General features: G+C 66.1%; 24 protein-coding genes. 8 read left to right on the top strand and 16 right to left on the bottom strand.

The genetic code is table 11. The features are described from left to right. The first annotated feature begins 19 nt into the window (after window positions 1-19). The 4 genes from CP958_RS26945 (at window position 20) to CP958_RS10650 (ending at window position 3793) form a co-directional block, all read left to right on the top strand. Window positions 20-271, top strand: coding sequence for a methyltransferase C-terminal domain-containing protein (locus CP958_RS26945; protein ID WP_347337838.1), 252 nt, complete (start codon window positions 20-22; stop codon window positions 269-271). Beyond that, window positions 271-1332, top strand: a complete 1062-nt coding sequence (locus CP958_RS10660) for an NAD-dependent epimerase/dehydratase family protein (RefSeq protein ID WP_096701935.1) — start codon at window positions 271-273, stop codon at window positions 1330-1332. The genes CP958_RS26945 and CP958_RS10660 overlap by 1 nt, the downstream gene beginning before the upstream one ends. Before the next feature lie 145 nt (window positions 1333-1477). Next, window positions 1478-2218: a class I SAM-dependent methyltransferase gene (locus tag CP958_RS10655; RefSeq protein WP_170958780.1), complete on the top strand. Its 741-nt coding sequence runs from the start codon at window positions 1478-1480 to the stop codon at window positions 2216-2218. Between the two features lie 126 nt (window positions 2219-2344). Then, complete coding sequence (locus CP958_RS10650; RefSeq protein WP_096700122.1) at window positions 2345-3793, top strand: mannose-1-phosphate guanylyltransferase/mannose-6-phosphate isomerase; 1449 nt, start codon at window positions 2345-2347, stop codon at window positions 3791-3793. Here the strand turns inward: CP958_RS10650 and CP958_RS10645 are convergent. Continuing rightward, entirely contained in the window at window positions 3775-4389 is a 615-nt protein-coding gene (locus CP958_RS10645; RefSeq protein WP_096700123.1) for a hypothetical protein, read from the bottom strand. The genes CP958_RS10650 and CP958_RS10645 overlap by 19 nt on opposite strands. A 134-nt stretch (window positions 4390-4523) precedes the next feature. Between CP958_RS10645 and CP958_RS10640 the strand changes: the two genes are divergently transcribed. Continuing rightward, window positions 4524-5584 (top strand): IS630 family transposase gene (locus CP958_RS10640; RefSeq protein WP_170958781.1). Its coding sequence is split into 2 segments (ribosomal slippage): window positions 4524-5016 and window positions 5016-5584, totalling 1062 coding nucleotides; the frame shifts between segments, so codons are not numbered across the junction. A 129-nt stretch (window positions 5585-5713) separates the two neighbouring features. Here CP958_RS10640 and CP958_RS10635 read toward each other — a convergent pair. The 7 genes from CP958_RS10635 to CP958_RS10605 all read right to left on the bottom strand — a co-directional run bounded on the left by CP958_RS10635 (window position 5714) and on the right by CP958_RS10605 (window position 11651). After that, a protein-coding gene (locus CP958_RS10635) for an IS630 family transposase (protein WP_170958782.1) occupies window positions 5714-6659 on the bottom strand; the annotation gives its coding sequence in 2 pieces (ribosomal slippage) (window positions 5714-6319 and window positions 6321-6659; 945 coding nt in all). A gap of 80 nt (window positions 6660-6739) precedes the next feature. Then, a complete protein-coding gene (locus CP958_RS26630) occupies window positions 6740-7093 on the bottom strand; it encodes a hypothetical protein (protein ID WP_197706388.1) in 354 nt (117 codons plus the stop codon). Window positions 7094-7131: 38 nt separating this feature from the next. Continuing rightward, window positions 7132-7881, bottom strand: a complete 750-nt coding sequence (locus CP958_RS10625) for a MetQ/NlpA family ABC transporter substrate-binding protein (protein WP_096701934.1) — start codon at window positions 7879-7881, stop codon at window positions 7132-7134. Window positions 7882-7894: 13 nt separating this feature from the next. Continuing rightward, entirely contained in the window at window positions 7895-9241 is a 1347-nt protein-coding gene (locus tag CP958_RS10620) for a phenylacetate--CoA ligase (protein WP_096701933.1), read from the bottom strand. Further along, window positions 9238-9942 carry a class I SAM-dependent methyltransferase gene (locus CP958_RS10615; protein ID WP_096701932.1) on the bottom strand — a complete coding sequence of 235 codons (705 nt, stop codon included), beginning with the start codon at window positions 9940-9942 and terminating at the stop codon, window positions 9238-9240. Before CP958_RS10615 ends, CP958_RS10620 begins: the two co-directional genes overlap by 4 nt. Before the next feature lie 7 nt (window positions 9943-9949). Further along, entirely contained in the window at window positions 9950-10627 is a 678-nt protein-coding gene (locus tag CP958_RS10610) for a methionine ABC transporter permease (RefSeq protein WP_096701931.1), read from the bottom strand. Then, window positions 10596-11651: a methionine ABC transporter ATP-binding protein gene (locus tag CP958_RS10605; protein WP_096701930.1), complete on the bottom strand. Its 1056-nt coding sequence runs from the start codon at window positions 11649-11651 to the stop codon at window positions 10596-10598. Before CP958_RS10605 ends, CP958_RS10610 begins: the two co-directional genes overlap by 32 nt. A 106-nt stretch (window positions 11652-11757) precedes the next feature. On the opposite strand from CP958_RS10605, the gene CP958_RS10600 reads away from it, so the two are divergent. Then, the gene (locus tag CP958_RS10600) at window positions 11758-13125 is read left to right on the top strand and encodes a pyridoxal-phosphate dependent enzyme (protein WP_096702048.1); all 1368 of its coding nucleotides are present in this window, start codon (window positions 11758-11760) and stop codon (window positions 13123-13125) included. Between the two features lie 50 nt (window positions 13126-13175). Then, complete coding sequence (locus CP958_RS10595; protein ID WP_096701929.1) at window positions 13176-13625, top strand: Rrf2 family transcriptional regulator; 450 nt, start codon at window positions 13176-13178, stop codon at window positions 13623-13625. 17 nt (window positions 13626-13642) lie between these two features. Here CP958_RS10595 and CP958_RS10590 read toward each other — a convergent pair whose 3' ends face one another. The 8 genes from CP958_RS10590 to CP958_RS10555 are packed head-to-tail and all read right to left on the bottom strand — an operon-like array spanning window position 13643 to window position 20795. Continuing rightward, window positions 13643-14560: an NrtA/SsuA/CpmA family ABC transporter substrate-binding protein gene (locus CP958_RS10590; protein ID WP_096701928.1), complete on the bottom strand. Its 918-nt coding sequence runs from the start codon at window positions 14558-14560 to the stop codon at window positions 13643-13645. 1 nt (window position 14561) lies between these two features. Beyond that, the gene (locus CP958_RS10585; protein ID WP_096701927.1) at window positions 14562-15344 is read right to left on the bottom strand and encodes an ABC transporter permease; all 783 of its coding nucleotides are present in this window, start codon (window positions 15342-15344) and stop codon (window positions 14562-14564) included. Next, window positions 15304-16458, bottom strand: coding sequence for a sulfotransferase (locus CP958_RS10580; RefSeq protein ID WP_096701926.1), 1155 nt, complete (start codon window positions 16456-16458; stop codon window positions 15304-15306). The genes CP958_RS10585 and CP958_RS10580 overlap by 41 nt, the downstream gene beginning before the upstream one ends. A 14-nt stretch (window positions 16459-16472) precedes the next feature. After that, complete coding sequence (locus CP958_RS10575) at window positions 16473-17207, bottom strand: Crp/Fnr family transcriptional regulator (RefSeq protein WP_096701925.1); 735 nt, start codon at window positions 17205-17207, stop codon at window positions 16473-16475. Between the two features lie 10 nt (window positions 17208-17217). Then, window positions 17218-18039, bottom strand: a complete 822-nt coding sequence (locus CP958_RS10570) for an ABC transporter ATP-binding protein (RefSeq protein WP_096701924.1) — start codon at window positions 18037-18039, stop codon at window positions 17218-17220. After that, window positions 18036-18617, bottom strand: a complete 582-nt coding sequence (locus CP958_RS10565) for a hypothetical protein (protein WP_096701923.1) — start codon at window positions 18615-18617, stop codon at window positions 18036-18038. The genes CP958_RS10570 and CP958_RS10565 overlap by 4 nt, the downstream gene beginning before the upstream one ends. Before the next feature lies 1 nt (window position 18618). Beyond that, a complete protein-coding gene (locus CP958_RS10560; protein ID WP_096702047.1) occupies window positions 18619-19407 on the bottom strand; it encodes an ABC transporter permease in 789 nt (262 codons plus the stop codon). A 17-nt stretch (window positions 19408-19424) separates the two neighbouring features. Beyond that, complete coding sequence (locus tag CP958_RS10555; protein WP_096701922.1) at window positions 19425-20795, bottom strand: ABC transporter substrate-binding protein; 1371 nt, start codon at window positions 20793-20795, stop codon at window positions 19425-19427. A gap of 208 nt (window positions 20796-21003) precedes the next feature. On the opposite strand from CP958_RS10555, the gene CP958_RS10550 reads away from it, so the two are divergent. After that, window positions 21004-22743 (top strand): fumarate reductase/succinate dehydrogenase flavoprotein subunit, encoded by a 1740-nt coding sequence (locus CP958_RS10550; protein WP_197706387.1) that lies wholly within the window; start codon window positions 21004-21006, stop codon window positions 22741-22743. The last annotated feature ends 4 nt before the right edge of the window (window positions 22744-22747 follow it).

Here is a 22747-nt window from a genome sequence, read left to right as displayed (position 1 = left end):
GCCGGCCAAGGCCACCACCTTGATGTACCATTTCGGCATCGGTCCCGAGCTGGTGGACTTCATCATCGACGACAGCCCCCTGAAGCAGGGCCTGTTCACGCCCGGCATGCATGTGCCGGTGCTGTCGTCGGCGGTCATCGCGGAGAGGAAGCCGGATTATCTGGTGATCCTGGCGTGGAACTTCGCCCGGCCGATCATCGAGAAGAACGCCGCCTTCACCAAGGCCGGCGGAAAATTCATCATCCCCATTCCCAAGGTCGAGGTCGTGTGATGGCCGAGTTTCTGCTGCAATCCGATATCAAAGAGATCTGCGAGCGCCTGGGCGACACCGCCCACGACTTCACCGGCAAGACCGTGCTCCTGACCGGCGGCCGAGGCTTTCTCGGCCGCTATTTCATGGAGATCTTCGCCTACCTCAACAAGAACGTGCTGAAGAAGCCGGTCAAGCTGGTCGCGGCGGACAACCTGATCACGGCGGGCAAGGAAGGCTCGGTGATCACCGAGTATCCCCATACCGAATTCATCCAGCACGACGTCATCCAGCCGCTGAAGTGGAAGGGTGGCCTCGACTACGTCATCCACGCCGCCGGCATCGCCAGCCCGTTCTATTACCGCGCCCATCCCCTGGCCACCCTCGAGGTCGCCATCACCGGCACCAGGCGCATGCTGGAACTGGCCCAGGAGCATGGCGCCCGCTTCACCTTCTTCTCGTCCTCGGAAATCTACGGCGACCCCGACGCCAAGCACGTTCCCACCCCGGAAAGCTATCGCGGCCACGTGTCGTGCCAGGGACCGCGCGCCTGCTACGACGAGTCCAAGCGGGTGGGCGAGACTCTGTGCTACATCTTCCACGGTGAGCACGGCACGGCGACCAACACCATCCGCCCGTTCAACGTCTTCGGCCCCGGCATGCAGGAGACCGATTACCGCGTGCTGCCCAACTTCGCCAACCGGATCAAGGGCGGGCATCCGCTCAACGTCTACGGCTCGGGCAACCAGACCCGCACCTTCTGCTACATCACCGACGCCATGGTCGGCTTCCTGCTGGTGATCCTGCGCGGCGTGCCGGGCGAGGCCTACAACATCGGCAATCCCAAGCCGGAAATTTCCATGGTCGACCTGGTCAACCGGATTTCGGACGTGCTCGGCAAGCCGGTGGCGCACAACGTCATCGAATACCCGGATTCCTATCCCGCCGACGAGCCCAACCGGCGCTGCCCGGATATCCGCAAGGCCAAGCTGCAGCTCAAGTTCGAGCCCAGTGTGGAGCTCAACGAGGGTCTGCGCCGCTTCCTCACCTGGGCGGACGGCGTCTATACGGGCGAACAGTAATGGAAGCCCTGTCCTGAACGGTGATCGCAGACAAGCGCATGGAGTCTGCGTCATCGTTCAGGGCAGGGTTCTTCTTTTTGGGGTACTGCGAGCATAGCCGTGCTATTAGGTCGGCGCCGGAACGCCCTACCTCCTTGGAACCATCGTGAGCAATCCCAGTTCGCCCATTCCCCACTATGAAGGCCGGGATCTGGAAATCCTTGCCGACGCCCCCCGCTATCAATCCTGGATCGTCGACCAGTTTCGGCCATATCTCGGTGGGCATGTGGTCGAGTACGGTGCGGGGTTCGGCTCCATTTCGATCCTGCTCGCCCCCAATTGCCGCCGCCTCGATCTGGTGGAGCCATCGGAGCCGCTGATCCCTCCCCTGACCCGTCGAGTGGCCAGTCTGGAGCATGTTTCGGTATTGCGCTCCAGCCTGGAATCCCATGTGGCCGAGCTTGCCGACAATAGTCTGGACGGCGTCGTCCTGGTCAACGTCCTGGAACACGTGGAAGATGACATCGCGGCTCTGCGCCAGTTGGCCCGCGTCATCAAGCCGGGTGGGCATCTGATGCTCTACGTTCCGGCCTTGTCCTGGCTTATGAGCGAACTGGATCGGATGCACGGGCATCACCGCCGCTATTCACGGCAGGATCTGCGTTCGCGCGTCTCCGCGGCAGGTCTTAGGGTGCTCCGTGATGGGTATATGGATCTGGTGGGCGTGGTGCCCTGGTGGCTGATCAACGTGGTGGGCGGAAGCACGGCCTTCAGCCCCCGCATGATCAAGCTGTATGACCGGCTGTTCGTGCCCGCGACCAAGATCATCGAGCGCCTTGTGGGAGCTCCCATCGGCAAGAATCTGATTCTGGTGGCGCACAAGCCTCTGGCGCCGAGCGAATCCTGAGGCTCGCGGGCGGAAGGTCGCTGATCGTCGTGATAGTCGACGCCCAGGCGAAAAGCCCGGCCATCCTTGACACAAACCGGCGTTGATTTTACACACCGGTGCAGGCCGGAGAGCGGGAGGATTGGGATGACGCAGGCGGGTAAGGCTGACGCAGGGCCGGCGATTGTCCCGGTCATCCTGTCGGGCGGCGCCGGAACGCGGCTGTGGCCGCTGTCGCGTGAGAAGTTTCCCAAGCAATTGCAGAATCTGACCTCGGAGCTCTCGCTGCTTCAGGAGACGGCGTTGCGGGCCCAGGCCGTGCCCGGTACCGGCGCTCCCATCATCGTCTGCAACCAGGAGCACCGCTTCATCGTCGCCGAACAAATGCGCGAGATCGGTATCGAGCCGCGCGCCATCGTCGTCGAGCCTCTGGGGCGCAATACCGCCGCCGCCGCCGCCGTCGCCGCCCTGGTGCTGGAGGCCGAACCCGACGCGCTGCTGCTGGTGATGCCTTCCGATCATACCGTGCGCAAGCCCGAAGGCTTCGTCGGCGCGGTGCGCATCGCCGTGCCCCTGGCCCGGGCCGGTCATCTGGTCACCTTCGGCATCGTTCCCGATTCGCCCGCTACCGGCTATGGCTACATCCATCGCGGTGCGTCCATCGCCGGCCACGACGGCGCCCATATGGTCGACCGCTTCGTCGAGAAACCCGATCTGGCCACCGCTCAGGCCTTCCTGGCCACCGGCGCCTATAGCTGGAACAGCGGCATCTTCATGTTCTCGTCGGCCGCCATCCTGGCCGAGATGGGCCGCCTGCGCCCCGATATCCTGGACGGCAGCCGCGCCGCCCTGGCCCAAGGCGCCACCGATCTGTTCTTCTTCCGCCTGGACGAGGCCGCCTTCGCCGCCGTCCCCTCGCTCTCCATTGATTATGCCGTGATGGAGCACACCGCCAAGGCCGCGGTGGTGCCCGCGGAGATGGGCTGGTCCGACCTGGGGTCGTGGTCGGCCCTGTGGGCGGAACTGGAGCAGGACGCCGACGGCAACGTCATCCGTGGCGACGCCTTCGCCCACGATTCCAAGGGCTGCCTGCTGCGCAGCGACGGCCCGCTGGTGGCCGCCCTGGGGCTGGAGGACATGATCGTCGTCGCCACCGGCGACGTGGTCATGGTCGCCGACAAGAGCCGTGACCAGGAGGTCAAGGCCCTGGTCGACGACCTCAAGGCCAGGGGCCGCGACGAAGCCGTCCAGCCGGCCCGGGTCTACCGCCCCTGGGGCTGGTTCGAAACCATCGACGAAGGTCCCCGCTTCCGCTGCAAGCACATCCTGGTCAAGCCGGATTCCAAGCTGTCGCTGCAAAAGCACTGGCACCGCTCCGAGCACTGGATCGTCGTCACCGGGACCGCCCTGGTCACCTGCGGCGACAAGACCTTCCTGCTGCGCGAGAACGAATCCACCTTCATCCCCAGCGGCACGCCCCACCGCCTGGAAAATCCCGGCAAGATTCCGCTCCGGATGATCGAGGTGCAGTCGGGCGAGTATGTGGGTGAGGACGATATCGTCCGCTTCGAGGACGATTACGGCCGAACGGCTTGACCCCCGCCGGCCTTGGGCACGCAGTCAAAGCCGCCGCCGTGATTGCGCAGCAGAAAATAGCCGGTAAGGTCGACAAGGCAGGCCGGGTCGGCCACCAGCGGCCACAGGACATCGGCACCGACGAACAGATGGCGCTGATCCTCTGCTGACCCGGCACCGGTCCAGACCGTGGTGGCCTGTGCACCCCAGCTGAACCCCTCCATCAAACGATAGCGCCAATGCCCCGGCGGGCTCGCCTTCAAGCCGGCCTGACGGGCGATGATCCACTCGAAGCCCTGCTGGCCCTGGGTGAAGAGGTAGACGCGGGGCGGCTGGGCCGCCAGACCGGCCAGGTGCCGGGCCAGGGAATCCGCCTCGGTGGTGACCTGCGCCACCAGGGCCGCCGCCGCCGGACTCTCGCTGCCTCGGAATTGGGCATTGTCCAGGCTGGCCCCCACGGCGCGGACCTGCTGTAGCACCAGCACTGCCACGGCCAGCGCAAGCAGCCGGGGCCACAGCTTCCCCCGTTTGGCCAGCGCCGCCAGCACGGCCTCGGCCAGCAGCACCGTTCCAACCACATGCACCACGCGCAGGCCAACCCGGCTATAGCGGGGCAACGACGCCAGCTGCTCGCGCTCGTAGGCGGTGAAGCAGAAGGCGTAATACCAGCCTGCGCTGATTGAAACTCACGTGGGGGATTCCCAAGATCGCCCGGATATGATTCACCATGGCAAACAGTGGGAGGTTTGCCATGGGTGCCCCGATACCGCTTCGTCCGGACTTTGATGGTTCTGTTCTTCGCCGTCTTGCCCGCGCCTCGGATGATGCCGATCAGACGCGTCGTCTGTTGGCGCTGGCGTCGATCTATGACGGCGGCAGTCGGAGCGGCGCGGCGAAGCTGGGCGGGGTCGGGCTCCAGGTGGTTCGGGATTGGGTGGTGCACTTCAATTCGGACGGACCTGCGGGCCTGATCGACCGCAAGGCTCCCGGCCAGGTGTCGAAGCTGAATGCTGAGCAACGCCAGTCCTTGGTTGACAAGGTGGAGCGCGGCCCGATCCCGGCGGTCGATGGGGTCGTCCGTTGGCGCCTCAAGGATCCGGCCCTGTGGCTCTTCGAGGATTTCGGCATCTCGCTGGACGAGACGACGGTGGGGCGAGAATTGAAGGCGATGGGCTTCCGCAAGCTGTCGGCGCGGCCTCGCCATCATGCCCAGAACGGCGATGCCGTTGAGGATTTTAAAAAAGTTTCCCCACCGAGCTGGCGGCGATCCGGGCCAAGCTGCCGCCAGGAACCGACATAGAGGTCTGGTGGCAGGACGAGGCCCGGGTCGGGCAAAAGAACAAGATCACCCGCCGCTGGGCCAAGCGGGGGACGCGCCCTTCGGCGCCCCATGACCAGCGCACCCAGTCCGCCTACATCTTCGGCGCCATCTGCCCCGAGCGCGGTGTCGGCGCCGCCCTCGTCCTGCCGCGCTGCGACACCCTCGCCATGCAGTGGCACCTGGACGAGATCGCATCCCAAGTGAGGCCGGGCGCCCACGCCGTCCTCATGCTCGATCAGGCGGGATGGCACACCGCCGACAAGCTGGCCGTGCCGGACAACATCACCATCCTGCCCTTGCCGCCCCGCTCGCCGGAACTCAATCCGGTCGAAAACATCTGGCAGTTCATCCGCCAGAACTGGCTCTCCAACCGTGTCTTCGAATCCTACGACCAGATCATCGCCTTGTGCTGCCATGCATGGAACAGGCTCATCGACCAGCCATGGAAAATCATCTCCATCGGCCGTCGCCAGTGGGCGCATAGGTTTTGATCAATGCAGGTTGGTATAAGTCACCAGCAAGCCGGCAGCATAGGCGGCCAGCCAGGCCACCAGCACCGCCACGGCCGGACGGGCGACGCGGTCGCGGACCGCCAGGGCCAGTCCTAGAGTCTGTCTGACTTAGATTGAAGCATACCCTGCGTGCCGCAGATATGCGGCGCACTCCTGCGGAGGGAAAGCGTCCAGGAGTTTACCGACGCGCCTCCATGTGGTTTCGATGGTTCGTTCGTCAGCCTTTCGGACGAGGGTCTTGAGTTTGGCGAACATCATCTCGATGGGATTGAGATCGGGGCTGTAGGGCGGCAGGAAGAGCAGATGAGCACCGACCTTGCGAATGGCTTGGCGTGCCGGCTTTCCTTTGTGGCTTCCCAGATTATCGAGGATGACGACGTCACCGGGTTCCAGGGCCGGTGCCAAGGATTGCTCCACCCAGGCGGTGAAGGTCGCCCCATTGATGGGGCCGTCGAGGACCAGGGGAGCGATGATCCGGTCATGGCGCAGGCCCGCCAGGAAGGTCAGGGTTTTCCAGTGGCCGTGGGGAACCTTGGCCAGGAGGGCCTCTCCCCGAGGGCTCCATCCGCGCAGACGCGTCATGTTGGTCTTGACCCAGGTCTCATCGATAAAGACCAGGCGCGAGGGATCAAGCCTGTGTTGATGGGTTTTCCAGCGATGGCGCAGCCGCGCTACCCTCGGCCCATCCTGTTCCTTGGCCATCAGCGTTTTTTTTGAAGCTCAAGCCCAGACCACGGACGAAACGCCAGACGGTATCGTGGGTGACGACGACACCCCGCTCGGCCAGTTCTGCCGCCAGAGCCCGCATGGTCAGGTCCTTCTTCTCGGCCAGCCGGGATTGTATCCAATCGGCGGTCTCTCCGCTCAGAAGTGGGCGGCGATGCCCGCCCATCTTGCTGGGCTGAAGACCGCGCCCGGATCGCCACTTCTGGCCGATCCGAACCGCCGTCGCCACCGAAACCCCAAAGCGCTTCGCTGCCGAGCGTGTCGTCTCGCCTGAATTCAGGGCTGCGGCTATCCGCTGCCGAAGGTCTTGCGAAAGAGGTCCTGCCATCCCTGCTGGCCTCCTATCCAGCCAGCAGTTTGAATCACATTCTCGGCACAAGGGGAATCCCTATTCCGATTCCGCTTAAGTCAGACGGACTCTAGGACGAAGCCAAAGACGCCCTCGCCGGCCAGGATGAACCGCACCTCGTCGTCGGCATGGGTGTGGCAGCGGTGAAACCGCAGGGTTCCCAGTCCGGGGGTTTCGGGAAACAGCGCGAAAACATCGGCACCCACGTGGCTGGCGGGCAGCAGGTGACGGTTGGCGGCCAGGATCTGGCGGCTGTCCTCGTCGGTCAGCCGCCGTCCGGCCATTACCCGGCCCAACGCCAGGCTGGCGGCGGGAGCGGCTTTCGCCACCCCCAGCCCCAGGCTGCGGACCAGCCGCTCGGCGTCGGCAGCCCGGGTGACCACGCTGCCGTCTGGTCGGGTGATGGTCGGCATGATGCTTACCAGGTGGGAATGATGGTGCCGTCGAAGCGCTACTCGATGAAGGCCTTGACCTCGGGCGAGCGATAGACGGCGATGTACTTGGCGATACGCGGGTCGTCCTTGCGGGCCTTCTGCGTGACGAACCACAGGTTCCACTGGCTGTCGATGGTCTCCAGCAGCAGGGCGGTCTTGGGATTGAGGCCGGCGCCCACCGCGTAGTTCAGGGTCACCGCCGCGAAATCCACGTCGTCCAGGGACCGCGGCAGCTGGGCGGCGTCGATCTCCTTGATCTTCAGCTTCCTGGGGTTGTCGGTGATATCGAGCGGAGTGGCGCCGATGCCCGCCTTGGGGTCGATCCTCAGCAGCCCGGCCTGTTGCAGCAGGATGAGGGCGCGGGTGCCGTTGGAGGGATCGTTGGGAATGGCCACCGTGCTGCCGTCCTTCAACTCGGACAGGCTTTTCAGCCTCTTGGAATAGAGGCCCAACGGCACCACGATGCTCTTTTCCACCGGCACCAGTTCGTAACCCCGCGTCTTGATCTGGTTGTCCAGGTAGGGCTTGTGCTGGAAATTGTTGAGGTCCAGGTCCCCTTGGGCCAGGGCGGCGTTGGGCATGGTGTAGTCGGCGAACTCGGTGACCTTGACCTCGATGCCCTCCCGCTCCTTGGCAAGCCTGCCGGCGAATTCCAGGATTTCGGCATAGGGGCCGGCCGAGACGCCGACACGCAACGGCTCGGCGGCCTGGGCGGTGAGGGGCAGGGCAAAAAGGGCGGCCAGGGAGATCAGGCGAAGCAATTTCATGGAGTGTGCTCCTTCAGGTTGTCCAAAGTCCGGTGCGGCGGTCGTCGACGCGTTTGGCCTTGTGGGTGGCGCGGGGCAGGGTGTCGGGGGCCAGCACGGTGACGCGGGCTCCCACCCCGGTGATCGCCTTGAGGCGCCGGGTGAGCCGAGCCGCCAGATCGTCGGGGTGGGTGTTGACGCCGTGGCGGCGCTCGGCCTCCACCGTCACCGAGTCCAGGTGGTCGTGGCGCTCGACCACCAGGCGGTACTCGCCGGAGAAGTCGCCGTCCTGGCGCACCACCGCCTCGACGTCGCTGGGGAACAGGTTGACGCCGCGGATGATCAGCATGTCGTCCAGGCGCCCGTGCACGCCCAGCAGGCGCTGGGAGGTCCGGCCGCAGCGGCAGGGCTCGGAGGTGAACGACACGATGTCGCCGGTGCGGAAGCGGATCAGCGGCCGCGCCCGCTTCTGCAGCGTGGTCAGCACCAATTCGCCGCGCTCGCCTTCGCGCACCGGCTCGCCCGTGGCGGGGTCCAGCACCTCGGTCAGGATATGGTCCTCGGCCCAGTGCAGGCCGTCGCGCTCCTCGCACATGCCGGCGCAGGCGCCGAAGATGTCCGACAGGCCGTAATAGTCATAGACCTTGGCGCCCCACAGGCTTTCGATGCGCTCGCGCGTTTCGGGGATGGAGCCGCCGGGCTCGCCCGCCACGAAGATGCGCCGCACCGCCAGGTCGCGGCGGGGATCGATGCCTTCCTTCTGGGCGGTTTCGCCCAGGTACCAGGCATAGGACGGTGTGGTCCAGATGGCGGTGGCCTGGAATTGCCTGAGGATGGCCAGAAGGCGTTCGGACGGCACCGTGCCGGCGTGAATGCATAGTGCTCCCAACTTCTGGGCGCCCAGCACGCAAGGTCCGCCGACGAACAGCGAGAAATTCAGCGAATGGCAGTAGCGGTCATGGGGGCGCAGGCCCGACGACCAGAACAGCCGCGCCTCGAAATCCTGCCATGCGTCGAAGTCCCGGGCGGTGAAGGGCGAGACGGTGGGTACCCCGGTGGAGCCCGACGAGGCGGAGATGTAGACCACGTCGCGCTCGGGCACCGCCGCCAGATCGCCCAGCAGCGGTTCGGCCTCCTGGCGCTCGCGCAAGATCCGCTTGTCGATGAAGGGGAAGCGGGCCAGATCGTCCAGGCTGTTCAGGGAGAGGGGCGTCACACCCGCCCTATCGAAGCTGTCCCGGTACCAGCGGGAGCCGGCATAGGCGTGGGCCAGGTGCTTTTGCAGCAGCGCCAGCTTCAGGGATTCCCATTCCTCGCGGGATTGGGTTTCCAGGGCCGGAGCCCAGTAGCGTTGCTCGGTGCCGGAGAGCTGGATGGTCATGCCGCCTGCTCCGCCATGTCCACCCGGCTGAAATGGTAAAGGCGGCAGGGCTGGCGGAAGATGACGGCGCCGCTGCCGTCGCCGAGGCCCAAGCGGACAAAGGTGTCGCGCAGCGCCCGTTCGTGCAGGGCGAAGGTCTCGCCGCGCACTTCGTCGCCGTCGGTGATGCGGGCGCGGAAATCCTCGAAACCGGTGAAGCGCTCCAGATGGATGTAGCTGCCGGCGATCAGCGGCTTCAGCCCCATGTCCCAGGTGGAGGCGACGGAGCGGATGGTCTGGGCGCGCCGCTCGGTGGGGTCGTCGATCAGCCGGATCAGCTCGAAATAGGGTCCTTCGGCGAAGGGTTCCACCATGTGCAGCCGTCCGCCGGGCCGCAGCACCCGGCGCGCCTCGCGCAGGGCGGCGGCATGGCGCTCGGCCGGCAGGGCGCCGAAGGTGAACAGGCAGGTCACCAGATCGGCGGCCCCATCGTCCAGGGGCAGGGCGTCGGGGGCGCCGGCCTCGTAGCGGATGCGCTTGGAGCGTGGCGACAGGGCGCGGGCCGCCTCCAGCCGGGGGCCGGCGGGGGCGATGCCGATGGGCCGCGCCTTGCGCTCGGCCAGGGCGCGGACCAGGGCCCCTTCGCCGCAGCCCACGTCGACCACCACCGCGTCGGGCAGGTCGGCGAAATGTTCCAGGTATTTGAGGTGAACGTCGATCATGGGGGCCTCACTTTCCGTCGCGGCCGGGAGATTGCCGCTTATCGAGCCGTCGCGCCGCGAGGTCGCCGGCACTTTGGACCGCCTGCACCAGCAAGATCAGCACGCCGACCACGGCGGCCATCACCTCGCCCTGGAAGCGCTGGTAGCCGTAGCGGATGCCGAGATCGCCCAGCCCGCCGCCACCTACCGCGCCGGCCATGGCGGAATAGCCGATCAGGCTGACCACGGTGATGGTCAGTCCGGCGGCGATGCCGGGCAGGGCTTCGGGGATCAGCACCTTGAGGACGATCTGCCACGGCGTGGCGCCCATGGCCTGGGCGGTTTCGATCAGGCCCGGCTCCACCTCGCGCAGCGAGGCCTCCACCAGGCGGGCCATGAAGGGGATGGCGGCGAGGGTCAGCGGCACGGTGGCCGCCCCGGTGCCGATGGAGGAGCCGGCGATGGTCCGGGTCAGCGGGATGATCGCCACCATCAGGATGATGAACGGCGTCGAACGGGCGGCATTGACCAGCAGGCCGGCCGCCCGGTTGAATACCGGCGCCGCCAGGATGTGGCCGGGCCGGGTCACCAGCAGCAATACGCCCAGCGGCAGGCCGAGCAGGACGGCCAGGCTGGCCGAGAGCCCGACCATGGCCAGGGTTTCGCCCAGGGCTTCAAGCAACAGCTCGATCAGTCTCTGCGACACGGCCGAGAATCTCCGCTTTGAGGTTATGGTGACGCAGGAAGTCCAGCGCCGCCTGCAGGCCGCTTTCCGGCCCGGTGGCGTCCACGGTCAGCGTGCCGTAGGGGGCGTCCTGGATATAGTCGATGTGCCCGTGCAGGATGTTGAACGACACCCCGAAGCGGCGGACCATCTCGGACATGATGGGGGCGTGGGCGGCGGCACCGGTGAAGGTGATGCGCACCACCAGATGCGACGCGGTGAGAGGGGAGAAGCGCAGCCTTGAAGCCAGGGATTCCGGCAGCTCCAGATTCAGCACCTCGCGCACCAGGGCCCGTGTGGTGGGGTGGGCCGGACTGGTGAAGACGTCGAACACCCGGCCCTGTTCCACGACGCGGCCATCGTCAAGCACGGCGACCCGGTCGGCGATCTCCTTGATCACCTGCATCTCGTGGGTGATCAGTACGATGGTCAGGCCGAGCGAGCGGCTGATCTCCTTCAGCAGGGCCAGCACCGACTTGGTGGTTTCGGGGTCCAGCGCCGAGGTGGCCTCGTCGCAGAGCAGCACCGAGGGGCGCGACGCCAAAGCGCGGGCGATGCCCACCCGCTGCTTCTGCCCGCCCGACAGTTGCGCCGGATAGGATTCCGCCTGATCGGAGAGTCCCACCAGTTCCAGCAACTCACTCACCCGCCGTCGTTTGGCGGCGCGGGGCACCTTGGTCAGCTCCAGCGGCAGAGCGACATTGTCGCGCACATTGCGCGACGACAGCAGGTTGAAGTGCTGGAACACCATGCCGATCTCGCGACGCGCGGCGCGCAAGGCGGGATCGTTCAGGGCCGACAGGGCGCGGCCTCCCACGGTGACGCTGCCCCGGCTCGGACGTTCCAGCAGGTTGATGCAGCGGACCAGGGTGCTCTTGCCCGCCCCGGAGCGGCCGATGATGCCGAAGATCTCGCCCTTGGCGACGTCGAGCGATACGCCCCGCAGAACCGGTACCGGCCCGTCGGCGCCGGGGAATTCCTTGTGAAGGTCGTTGATGACGATCACGGCTCGCTCCAATATCCATCAATCTAGTAGAAAAAAGACTAGACTGGAATTTCAGAGGCTGTCAACGTTATATCTCTACGTAATTGGTAGATTTAAGGAGATGGGCATGGCCTGCGATGCCGACCTGCTGAGTCAGATCGGAAATACCCCGCTGATCGAGCTGACCAACCTCGATACGGCGCCCTGCCGTTTGTTCGTGAAGCTGGAGAGCCGCAATCCTTCGGGTTCCATCAAGGACCGCGCCGCCCTGTCCATGGTGCGCGCCGCCGAGCGGGAGGGGCTGCTGCGGCCGGGCGGCCATCTGGTGGAGGCCACCGCCGGCAATACCGGGCTGGCCCTGGCGCTGCTGGCCGCCCATCGCGGCTATCGCCTGACCCTGGTGATCCCCGACAGGGCGGGCCTCGACAAGGTCGCCCATCTGCGTGCCATGGGGGCCGACGTGGTGCTGGCCCGTTCCGATGTTCCCCGCCGCCATCCCGAGCATTACCGGAACGTGGCGGCCCGCGTGGCGACCGAGACCGGCGCCCACTTCATCGACCAGTTCAACAACCCGGCCAACCCCGCGGCGCACGAGGACGGCACCGGTCCGGAATTGTGGGAGCAACTGGGCGGGCAGGTGGACGCGGTGGTGGCCGGGGCCGGTTCGGGTGGCACCATCACCGGGCTCGCCCGTTTCTTCGCCCGCCGTTCGCCGGCCACCGAGATGGTGCTGGCCGATCCGCGCGGCTCGGTGCTGGCCGATTACGTCCGCACCGGACGGGTGGGGGAGGTGGGGTCGTGGCTGGTGGAGGGCATCGGCGGCGATTGCGTCCCGCTGATCAGCGACTTTTCCCGTGTCACCCAGGCCTATTCCATCTCCGACCGGGAAAGCTTCGCCACGGCGCGTCTGGTGCTGAGGACCGAAGGGCTGCTGGTCGGCTCGTCGTCGGGCACCCTGCTGGCCGCCGCCTTGCGCTATTGCCGCGAGCAGACCGAGCCCAAGCGGGTGGCCACCTTGGTCTGCGATTCCGGTAACCGTCATCTGTCGCGCCTGCACGACGAAACCTGGCTGGCCGACCAGGGGCTGTTGCAGCGCAACGAGTACGGCGACCTGCGTGACCTGATCTCGCGGCGCCATGACGAAGGGGCGGCGATCACCGTGCGGCCGGACGATACCCTGTCCACCGCCTACAATCGCATGCGGGTTCACGACGTGTCCCAGGTGCCGGTGGTGGTGGGCGAGGGCTGCATCGGCCTGCTGGACGAATCCGACGTGCTGATCGCCCTGAACGAGGGGAAATTCGGTTTCGACATGCCGGTCCGGGACGCCATGACCCGCAAGATCGAGACCGTGCCGCTGGAAACCGCGCCCGAACGGCTGCTGCCGCTGTTCGATCGCGGCTGGGTGGCCATCGTGGTGGATGGCGAGCGATTCCTGGGGTTGGTCACCCGCATGGATCTGCTCAACCACCTGCGGCGCAAATTGGCGGCTTGACCGGGGCGGAAAGCTGGTCTTTCCTGCCAGTCTATTGATTGGGTGGGGTTATGCTCTCAAGCAAAGCGAAATACGGCCTGAAGGCCATGGTATATCTGGCCCGGCACGAGGGGCAGGGTCCCTGCCTGATCGCCGGGGTGGCCGAGGCCGAGCGTATTCCCAAGAAGTTCCTCGACGCCATCCTGCTGGAGATGAAGAACCAGGGATTGCTGTCGTCCAAGAAGGGCAAGGGCGGCGGCTATGTGCTGGCGCGGCCGGCCGAGCGCATCATGGTCGGCGACATCGTGCGCATCCTGGACGGCCCGCTGGCCCCCATCCCTTGCGTGTCGCGCACCGCCTACCGTCCGTGCGAGGACTGCATCGACGAGACGGCGTGCACGGTGCGCGCCGTCATGCAGGATGTGCGCGACGCCATCGCCGCCATTCTCGACAACACCTCGCTGGCCGACATGCGGATCAGCAAGGTCCGCGCCGAAGCGGTGCTGATGTACGACATCTGAGGCGGATCATGTGGCCCCTATGGCAGGAACAGGCGGCCGGTATCCACCGGAGTCTTGATCAGGCCCCACCTGTACGCCCCCGCCATCCAGCGGGCGGTGACGGCCCGCAGTTCCGCAGTAACGCCCAGGTGCTGCTGGTGGGGGGATGCGATCAGCGGATTTTCGGCCGACACCCGCCTGATCGTGGCGGCATCGACCCGCAGCTTTTCGCCGAACCATTCGGCGGCCTGTTCCGGGCGCGCGCGGATAAATGCCACCGAATCCGCCAGGGCGCCGATCAGTAACCTGATGGCGTCGGAGTGCCTTTCCAGATAGGCGGCGCGGGCCAGGACCACGTAGACATGGGGCCAGCTCCTGATCAGCCGGGCGCCCAAGGCCTGCTGCAGCCGTGGAATCTGGGGCTGGCGGATGACGATGGCGTCGGCATGGCCCTTTTCCAGGGCCACCGGCAATTCGGCGGGCTGGATGTTCAGCAACTCGACCGCGGCCGCCGGGTCTATCCCGGCCTCGGCCAGCGACGCCAGCAGGTCGAGATGGCTGTCGGAACCGAAGGAGACGGCGATCCGCTTGCCCTTGAGATCGGCCAGCCCGGTGACGGGGCTGTCGGGCTTGACCAGAAGACCGTAGCTGGAATGGCCGAGCCCCGAGATGATCACCGCCTGGCCCGGCAGGCGGGCGGCGAAAGTGGCCAATGGCATCAGGCTGGTCACCGCGACGTCCAGCTGTCCGGCGGCGAAAGCCTCCATCATGGGCGGGCCGTTCTGGAAGAAGGTGTACTCCACGTCCAGGCCCCGCACGGAGGCGAGATTGCCTTTTTCCAAAATGGTGACGATCTGGCCGTTCATGCCGGCGGGATAGCCCAGCCGCAGCTTTTCCTGGGCCAGCGCCGGCATGGTGAGAAGCAGCGTGACCGCCAGGGCCAGCAATCGGGTCATGTCATTTCTCCTGCCAGGGGACGAGAAGGCGGCTTTCCGCCAGGGTGAAGGCCCAGGTCATCAGGGCGCCCAGCGTCCCGATGGTGGTCATGCCCACCAGCACATGGGCGGTCTGTAGCGTCAGACGGTTGGACTGGATCATGTAGCCCAGCCCGGATTGGGCTGCGATCAGCTCGGCGGTGACCACCGCCATCCAGCTCTGCCCCAGGCCGATACGCAATCCGGTGACCACCATGGGCAGGGCGGCGGGCAGCCTGACTTCCAGCAACAGCGCCCGATGGCTGGCTCCCAGGCAGCGGGCGGCATCCAGATGGCGGCGGCTCACCGCCAGGCCGCCGGCGAAGGCGTTGAGGAAGATGGGAAAGAAGGCGGCGATGGCGGTGATGAAGAAGCTGGGCGCGTCTCCCAGGCCGAACCACAGGATGGCCAGGGGAATCCAGGCGATGGGCGGGATGGGCCGCAACAGGCTGACCACCGGCAGCAGCGAGCGGCGCAACGGACCCCAGGCCGCCATGGCGAGCGCCAGTGGAACCGCCGCCACCGATGCCAGGGCATAGCCGCCCAGGACCCGCCGCAGGGATGCCCCCAGATCGCGGATGAAGGCGGGGGAGAACGCCACTTCACCCGCGACGCCGGCCACTTCCCATGGGCTGGGCAGCAGGACCGGATTGCCCAGTCCCGCCGCCGCCGCCGCCCACAGGCCGACCAGCAGCCCCAGGCCGCCCAGCGCGGCGCCCAGGTCGCTAGAGAACCGGGCGGCTCGACGTATAGCGGCGCTTGACACCGAACGTCTCCTTCCAGTGTCGCCAGGCGCGGAAACCCTGGACCAGTTCCTCGTGGGGGGTGGCGATGGGGAAGGGGGGCGGCGCCGGATGCTCCGACCATACCCCGGCGCGGCGGCGCGCCTCGCGCTGGTCCACCAGCCAGTCGTTGTAGCTTTCATAAACGATGTGGCCGTCCTCGCTGTCCAGGGTGGCGGCACGGATGCGGGCGTCGTAGTCCCGCCAGCGGCGAATTTCGGCCTCGGTGGGCTGCAACGGCTCGACATCCACCTCGTAGCCGGCCTCGGTCAGCTCCTTGCCGGCCACATGGGCGAAGATGCGCTGGTCGCGGAGCGACAGCAGGGTCTTGTGGATGCCGATATAGCGGTCGCTGACCGGGTGGCCCAGCGGCGCATGGTCGCGCTGGGCGCCGCGCGCCTGGGCGATGGCGGTGGTGTGGAACTCCAGGAAGGCCGGGCTGTACTCGACACCCAGGAAGGCGGCGATGCGCTCCAACTCGGCCTCGGGCTGGCGTACCAGGGTTTCGTAGCGCACATCGAACCACTGGGTGGCGGAGACCCTGGTGCGGGCCGCCGCGATGGTCCGCTGATTGAGCGCCCATATTTCGGCCGCTGCCAGGATATTGGTGGGGCCGAACGAGGATTCCAGGTAATCGGCGCTGGCGTCGCGGCCATCACGGGTGATGACCACGAACTGGGCGTTGGGGAAGTCCTCGAGGATCTGGTCCACGAAGAACAGGTTGTATGGGGTCTTCTCGCCCCAGCGCGGCTTGCCCAGATATTCGGCATAGCGCCCCAGAATGGCGGCGTAGGCCCCGGCGAAGCTGCGCTCGGGCGCGGCTTGTACCAGTTCATCGACGATGACGCGCGGATTGACCGGCAGGTCCCACAGCGGCGTCTTCAGGCCGAAGATCATCTCTTCCACCAGGGTGCGGAAGTTGGCCTTTACGGACAGATCGCCGTAGGTGTGGGCATAGGGCCGGAAGCGGGGATAGAACCACGCCACCTCGGGCACGGCGATATGGGGATGATTGCCGAGCATGGCCATCACCAGGGTGGTGCCCGACCGCTCGGGGCCGATGACGAAGATGGGGGGCTGAGGCAGGGTGACGGACATGATCTTTCTCTCGGTTAACCGGCGAAGCGGCGCAGGCGCTCTTCGTCGCGGATGAGGATTCGGCTGGGGGTGACGTCCACCATGCCCTGTTCGCGGAAGCGTTCCAGGGTGGTGGTGACCCATTGCCGGGTGGAGCCGACCATCTTGGCCAGATCCTCCTGGGTCAGGGTGCGGCTGATGGCGATGCCTTCGGGTACCCTTCGGCCGTCCAGATTGGCCATCAGCAACAGCAACTGGGCGAGGCGTTCGGCGGCCGAGCGGGTGCCCAGCATGTGGATCAGGGCGGAATAGGCCTTGCCCTTGTGGACCAGGGCCTCGACCAGGGCCAGGGTGAGGCGGGGCAGCCGGTCCAGCAACTGGCGCAGCTCACGGCCCCGTACATGCAGGACCTGGGTCGGGCGGATGGCCTGGCCCGACCACATGTGCGGACTGCCGCCGAAGATTTCCGGACCGCCGACGAAATTGCCCGGTGACCAGTAGGCCAGGGTGATCTCGCGTCCCGACGGGCCGGTGTAGTAGCTGCGCACCTGACCGGCCAGGATGATGAAGATGCCGTCGTGGTGGTCGCCCTGGTGGAACACCGTGGCTCCCGCCGCGTGGTGCTGGACCGAGGACACCGCCAGGACCTGGGCGTATTCCTCGTCGGTTAGCCCGGCCAGCAGGTTGGGGCTGAGAGCCGCGCCGTCCTCCTCGTGCAGGTGCAGCGACGGCGCGGGCAAGGCGCGGGCGCCTGGGGCATTGGTGGCCATGGGGTCCTCCTCAGATTCCGGCGCCATCGATGAAATCGAAGGCTCGGCGGCTTTCCTGTCTGATCAGTTTCAGGCATTGGCGCTTGTAGTCGGCGAATTGGGGGGAGGCGAAGACGTCTTCCGGCCGGGGCCGGGGCAGGTCGAGGCGCAGGTCGAGCAGAACCCGCCCCGGCGCGGCGCTCATCACCACCACCCGGTCGGCCAGGAACAGCGCTTCGTCGATATCGTGGGTAACGAACAGCACGGTGTTGCCGGTTTGGCCCCACAGGCGCAGCAGGCTTTCCTGCATGATGGCCCGCGTCTGGGCATCCAGGGCTCCGAACGGCTCGTCCATCAGCAGCACGCTGGGATGGTTGACCAGGGCGCGGGCGATGCCGACCCGCTGCTGCATGCCTCCCGAGAGTGTGGCGGGATAGCGGCCGGCGGACCCGCCCAGACCGACCAGGTCCAGGTATTCCTTGGCCAGTTCCCGGGCCTCGGCGCGGGTCCTGCCCTGCATGCGCGGCCCGAAGGCGACGTTTTCCAGCACGGTCTTCCAGGGAAACAGCGAATGCTGCTGGAACACCATGCCGCGTTCAGGCCCCGGTCTGTCGACCTGGTCGCCGTCCACCGCCACCCGGCCGTGCACCGGCCTCAGGAAGCCCGCCACCGCATTGAGCACCGTCGATTTGCCGCAGCCTGACGGCCCCAGCAGGCAGACGAACTCGCCCGGTTCGATCTCGATGGAGAAATCCTCCACGGCGGGGTGGTCGCCGAAGCTGACCGACAGACGCTGGACGTCCACCCGGCCACGTGTGACGGTCAGGCTGCGGCGGTTGGGCAGGGCGTTCATGCTTGTGCGTCTCCACGGTTGGCGCGGACCTGCAGGACCACTCCGGCGCCCAGCAGGACCAGCCCGGCAATGGTGATCGGGGGGCCGTAGGATTCCACGGCCATGGCGGTGGGAGCCCACAGGCCGAGCATGGCGAGGATCACCACCCAGGAGGGGGTGGAGCAGCATACCGTCCACCCCAGGGTCGCCGAGGTCAGGGCCGAGGCCACGGAACCGGCACCGCTGAGGGCCGCCGCGCCCAAACGGCAGGAGCGGCGGGCCAGATGCCAGTGGATCGCCAGCAGCGTCGCGACGGCGGCGATGGCCGCCAGTTTGTCGGGGACGATGGTCAGGCTCCATTCGGCGATGGTGTAATCCGGCAGGGTGCGGCCGGTCTCGAACAGCGGCTCGTCCAGGGCGATGAGCAGGGCGTCGCGCCACGATGGCGTGCCGGTCAGGATGCCGCGGATGTTCTCGGCCCAGGGATAGAACCGGGCGTAATCGGGCAAGGCCTCGAAGCGCAGCACGGCGCCCGCCAGCAACAGGCCGTAATAGGCCAGGATCAGCAACAGCGCATGGCGAAGGATGCGGGCGGCCATCTCAGCGACCTCCCGCCTGCCATGTCAGCAGCGGGGCGGTCGCCCGGCGGACCAGCCAGGTGGATAATGTTCCCAGCCCGCCGATGGCCAGCATGCCGACGATGATGCGGGGGTACTGGACCAGGCTGTAGGACACCCAGGTGAAGTAGCCGATACCGTACTGGCCGCTGATGATTTCGCCGGCCAGCAGCGAGAACCACGACACCCCCATGCCGATGGCCAAGCCGGTGGCGATGGAGGGCAGGGCGCCGGGCAGCACCACATGGCGGAAGATGTCCACTTCCCGCGCTCCCAGTGATCGGGCGGCCCGGACCAGGATGGCCTGGGTCTGCTCGACGCCGTGGATGGTGTTGAGCACGATGGGAAACAGCGCGCCCAGGAAGGTGATGAACAAGATGCTGGATTCCTCGGTCGGCCACATCAGGATCGCCAGTGGAATCCAGGCCACCGCCGGAATGGGGCGGAGGATCTCGATATAGGGGATCAGGATGTCGCGGGCGATCCGGTAGCGTCCCATGACCAGCCCGGCGGCGATACCAAGGATGGCGGCCAGGACGAAACTGAGGGCCACGCGCTGGACGCTGATCAGCAGGTGGGACCAGATATCCCGGCCGGCAGCCAGATCGACGATTTCGGCGGCGACCCGGACCGGCGAGGGAACATTCTCGAAGGAGAGGCCGAAGGACAGATGGTTGACCGAGCCCAGGTGCCATAACCCGATAGCGGCAAGAATGGCAAGGATGCGGATCGTGGTGCGGCCGGGAGCCACGATGGGCGGGAATTTCGGCATCGTGGCCTCGCTGTCCGTCACGGCTTCGGAGCGGCGGCGGCCAGGGCGTCGGCGTAGGCCAGCACGGTGCCGCCCCGCTGCCTGGCCGCCTGCTCGGCGTCGGCCTTGCGCAGGAAGCTGCCGACGGCGCCGTCCTTGCCCTGGACGTAGAAGGCGACCTTGCCCAGCAGCTTCAGCCCCGTCACCTCGTCATAGACATAGGTGGCGTTGACCTTCTGGCCCGAAGCGGCGAACTCGGCGGCGCTCTTCAGCAGATCGGCGTTGCTGATGAACGATTTGAGGCCGTCGCGGGGGTGCCACAACTCGGGCAGCAACTGGTGCTTGCGACTGGCCGGATCGACCAGGGCCGCCGCCTGGCGGTCGTAGTCCAGGTCCAATTCCTTGAACGCCTGCCGGATGAAGCCGTCATTGATCCAGGCCGTGAAATCCAGGGGCGGAATCTGGCGCTCCTTGGCCAGGATGCCGTGATCGTATTTCAGCGTCTCGACCCACTTGGCCTTGATGGTCGGGTCAAGCGTCAGGTGGCCGCCGCGCGAGAAATACAGGTACTGCACCTCCTTCTCGATGCCGGTCCACTTTTCCAGGGATTCGGCGGCGCGCACCGGGTCCTCCTCGACCCACTTGCCGGCCTCGATCACCGCCTTGAGGAAGGCGACCACCACTTCCGGATATTTCTCGGAGAAATCCTTGCGGACCACCACGCCGTGGAGATAGGGGATGCCGGCCTCGCTGCCGTCGTAGATCTTACGGCCGGTGCCGCGATATTCCATCAGCTCGGACCACGGGCAGAAATCGGCATGGGCGTCGATCTTCTTCTGGGCGATGTTGGCGGCGCCCACCGGCGGGCTCTGGTCCTTCAGCGTGATCTCGTCCGGCTTGATGCCGTTGTCCTGCAACGCCTTCAGCAGGGTTCCCCAGGCGGCGCTGCCCACCGGGGTCGAGATGCTGCGGCCCTTCAACTGCTCGAAGCTGTAGATATCGGATTCCACCGGCACCACGACCGAATTGCCGCTGCCCTTCAGATTGTAACCGGTGCCGGCGATATAGAGGCTGCGCAGGGATTCGGTCTGCTGGAACTTGGCGCCGTTGACGATCAGCGGATAGTCGCCCATCACGCCGAAATCCAGCTTGTTGGCCAGCATCATGTTGGTGATCGGCGGTCCCGACGTGTAGTCGTTCCATGCCAGTTCGTACTGGGCGTCCTTGTACTTGCCGTCCTTGGGCAGGTGCTTTTCCAGCAGCTTCAGTTCCTTGACGATGATGCCGGCCGAATAGGTGTCGGTGCACATGCTCTGGTGCCCGACCCCGATGCGGATGGCTTCCGCCTGGGCCTGATTGGTCAGGGCCAGGATGGCGGTGCCGGTGAGGAGGGCGGTGCGAAGGCTCATATCCCCTGTCTCCTGCGGGAGGAATTGCGTTCCCCCGACGTTGCTCGAAGCTCGGGTGATGAGTCAATCTAAAATCTACAAGATTAATATTCTATGCCAGTAGTTGTCCATCCGCACGATGTGGAATTCCTGGGCAATTAGTTGCTCAACGCCGGCCGGACGCTCGGGCAAGGTGAGGTCAAGACCCGCCCCATTCGAGGAGTGCTCCATGCCACAGACTGAGATCCAGACCCGCCAGATGGAGACCGATATCCTGGTGATCGGCGGCGGCACCGCCGGGCCGCTGGCCGCCATCAAGGCCAAGGAAAAGAACCCGGCGCTTCGGGTGCTGCTGCTGGACAAGGCCAACGTCAAGCGGGCCGGAGCCATCGCCGAAGGCATGGACAGCGTCAATAACGCCGTCATCGAGGGCCACGCCACCCCCGAGCAATACGTCAAGGAAATCACCATCGCCAATGACGGCATCGTCAACCAGAAGACCATCTGGGCCTATGCCACCCGCTCCGAGGCGATGATCCGCGAGCTGGATTCCTGGGGCGTCAAGTTCGAGAAGGACGAGACCGGCGATTACGCGGTCAAGAAGGTGCACCACATGGGCTCCTACGTTCTGCCCATGCCCGAGGGCTATGCCATCAAGAAGGTGATCTTCAAGCAGATCAAGAAGCTGGGCATCGAGGTCAGCAACCGCCTGATCACCACCCGGCTGCTGACCGCGCCCGATGGCCGTATCGCCGGCGCCATGGCGCTGGATTCCCGCTCGGGCGAGTTCGTGGTGATCCGCGCGCGTGCCGTGGTGCTGTGCACCGGGGCGGCGGGGCGGCTGGGCTTGCCGTCCTCGGGCTATCTGTTCGGCACCTATGAGAATCCGTGCAATGCCGGCGACGGCTATTCCATGGCCTATCACGCCGGTGCCGAGTTGTCGGGGCTGGAGTGCTTCCAGATCAATCCGCTGATCAAGGATTACAACGGCCCGGCCTGCGCCTACGTCACCGGCCCGTTCGGCGGCTTCACCGTCAATGCCAAGGGCGAGCGTTTCATCAAGAGCGACTACTGGTCGGGCCAGATGATGCTGGAATTCTGGCGCGAATTGGAAAGCGGCAACGGGCCGGTCTTTCTCAAGCTCGACCATCTGGCCGACGAGACGGTCAGGAAGATCGAAAACGTGCTCCACATCACCGAGCGCCCGACACGCGGTCTGTTCCATCAGGGCCGCCACACCGATTACCGCCGCGATCTGGTGGAGATGCATATCTCGGAGATCGGGCTGTGCGGCGGTCATTCGGCATCCGGCGTCTGGGTGGACGAGAATGCGCGGACCACGGTGCCCGGCCTCTACGCCGCCGGTGATCTGTGCAACGTGGCCCATAACTACATGCTGGGCGCCATGGTGTTCGGCATGATCGCCGGCCAGGACGCGGCGGATTACGTGGTGGGTCTGGAACTGCCGGCTCTGGACGAGGCGCAGGTGGAGACCGAGCGCGAAAGGGTCTTCGCACCGCTGCTGCGCGCCGACGGGCTGGAGCCCGCCCAGGTGGAGTACAAGCTGCGCCGCATGGTCAACGACTACCTGCAGCCGCCCAAGGTGACGCGCAAGATGGAGATCGGCCTTGCCCGCTTCGCCGAGATCCGCGAAGACCTCAAGCGCCTCAAGGCCAACAATCCCCACGAACTGATGCGGGCGCTCGAGATCTACGCCATCGTCGATTGCGCCGAGCTGGCCGCCCACGCCTCGCTCTATCGCACCGAGAGCCGCTGGGGCCTCTATCACTACCGCACCGACCATGAATTCCGGAACGATGCCGAGTGGTTCTGCTTCGTGGAGGTCAGGAAGGGCGCCGACGGCAAGCCGGAGCTCTTCAAGCGCCCCGTCGATCCCTACATCGTGCCGGTCGGCGACGACGAGCGCGACGCCTACAACCAGCTGCGCATCGATACGGCAGCGGAGTGACAGC

Source organism: Magnetospirillum sp. 15-1 (assembly GCF_900184795.1).
Classification (GTDB): Bacteria; Pseudomonadota; Alphaproteobacteria; order Rhodospirillales; family Magnetospirillaceae; genus Phaeospirillum.
This window is presented reverse-complemented; position numbering and strand designations above follow the sequence as displayed.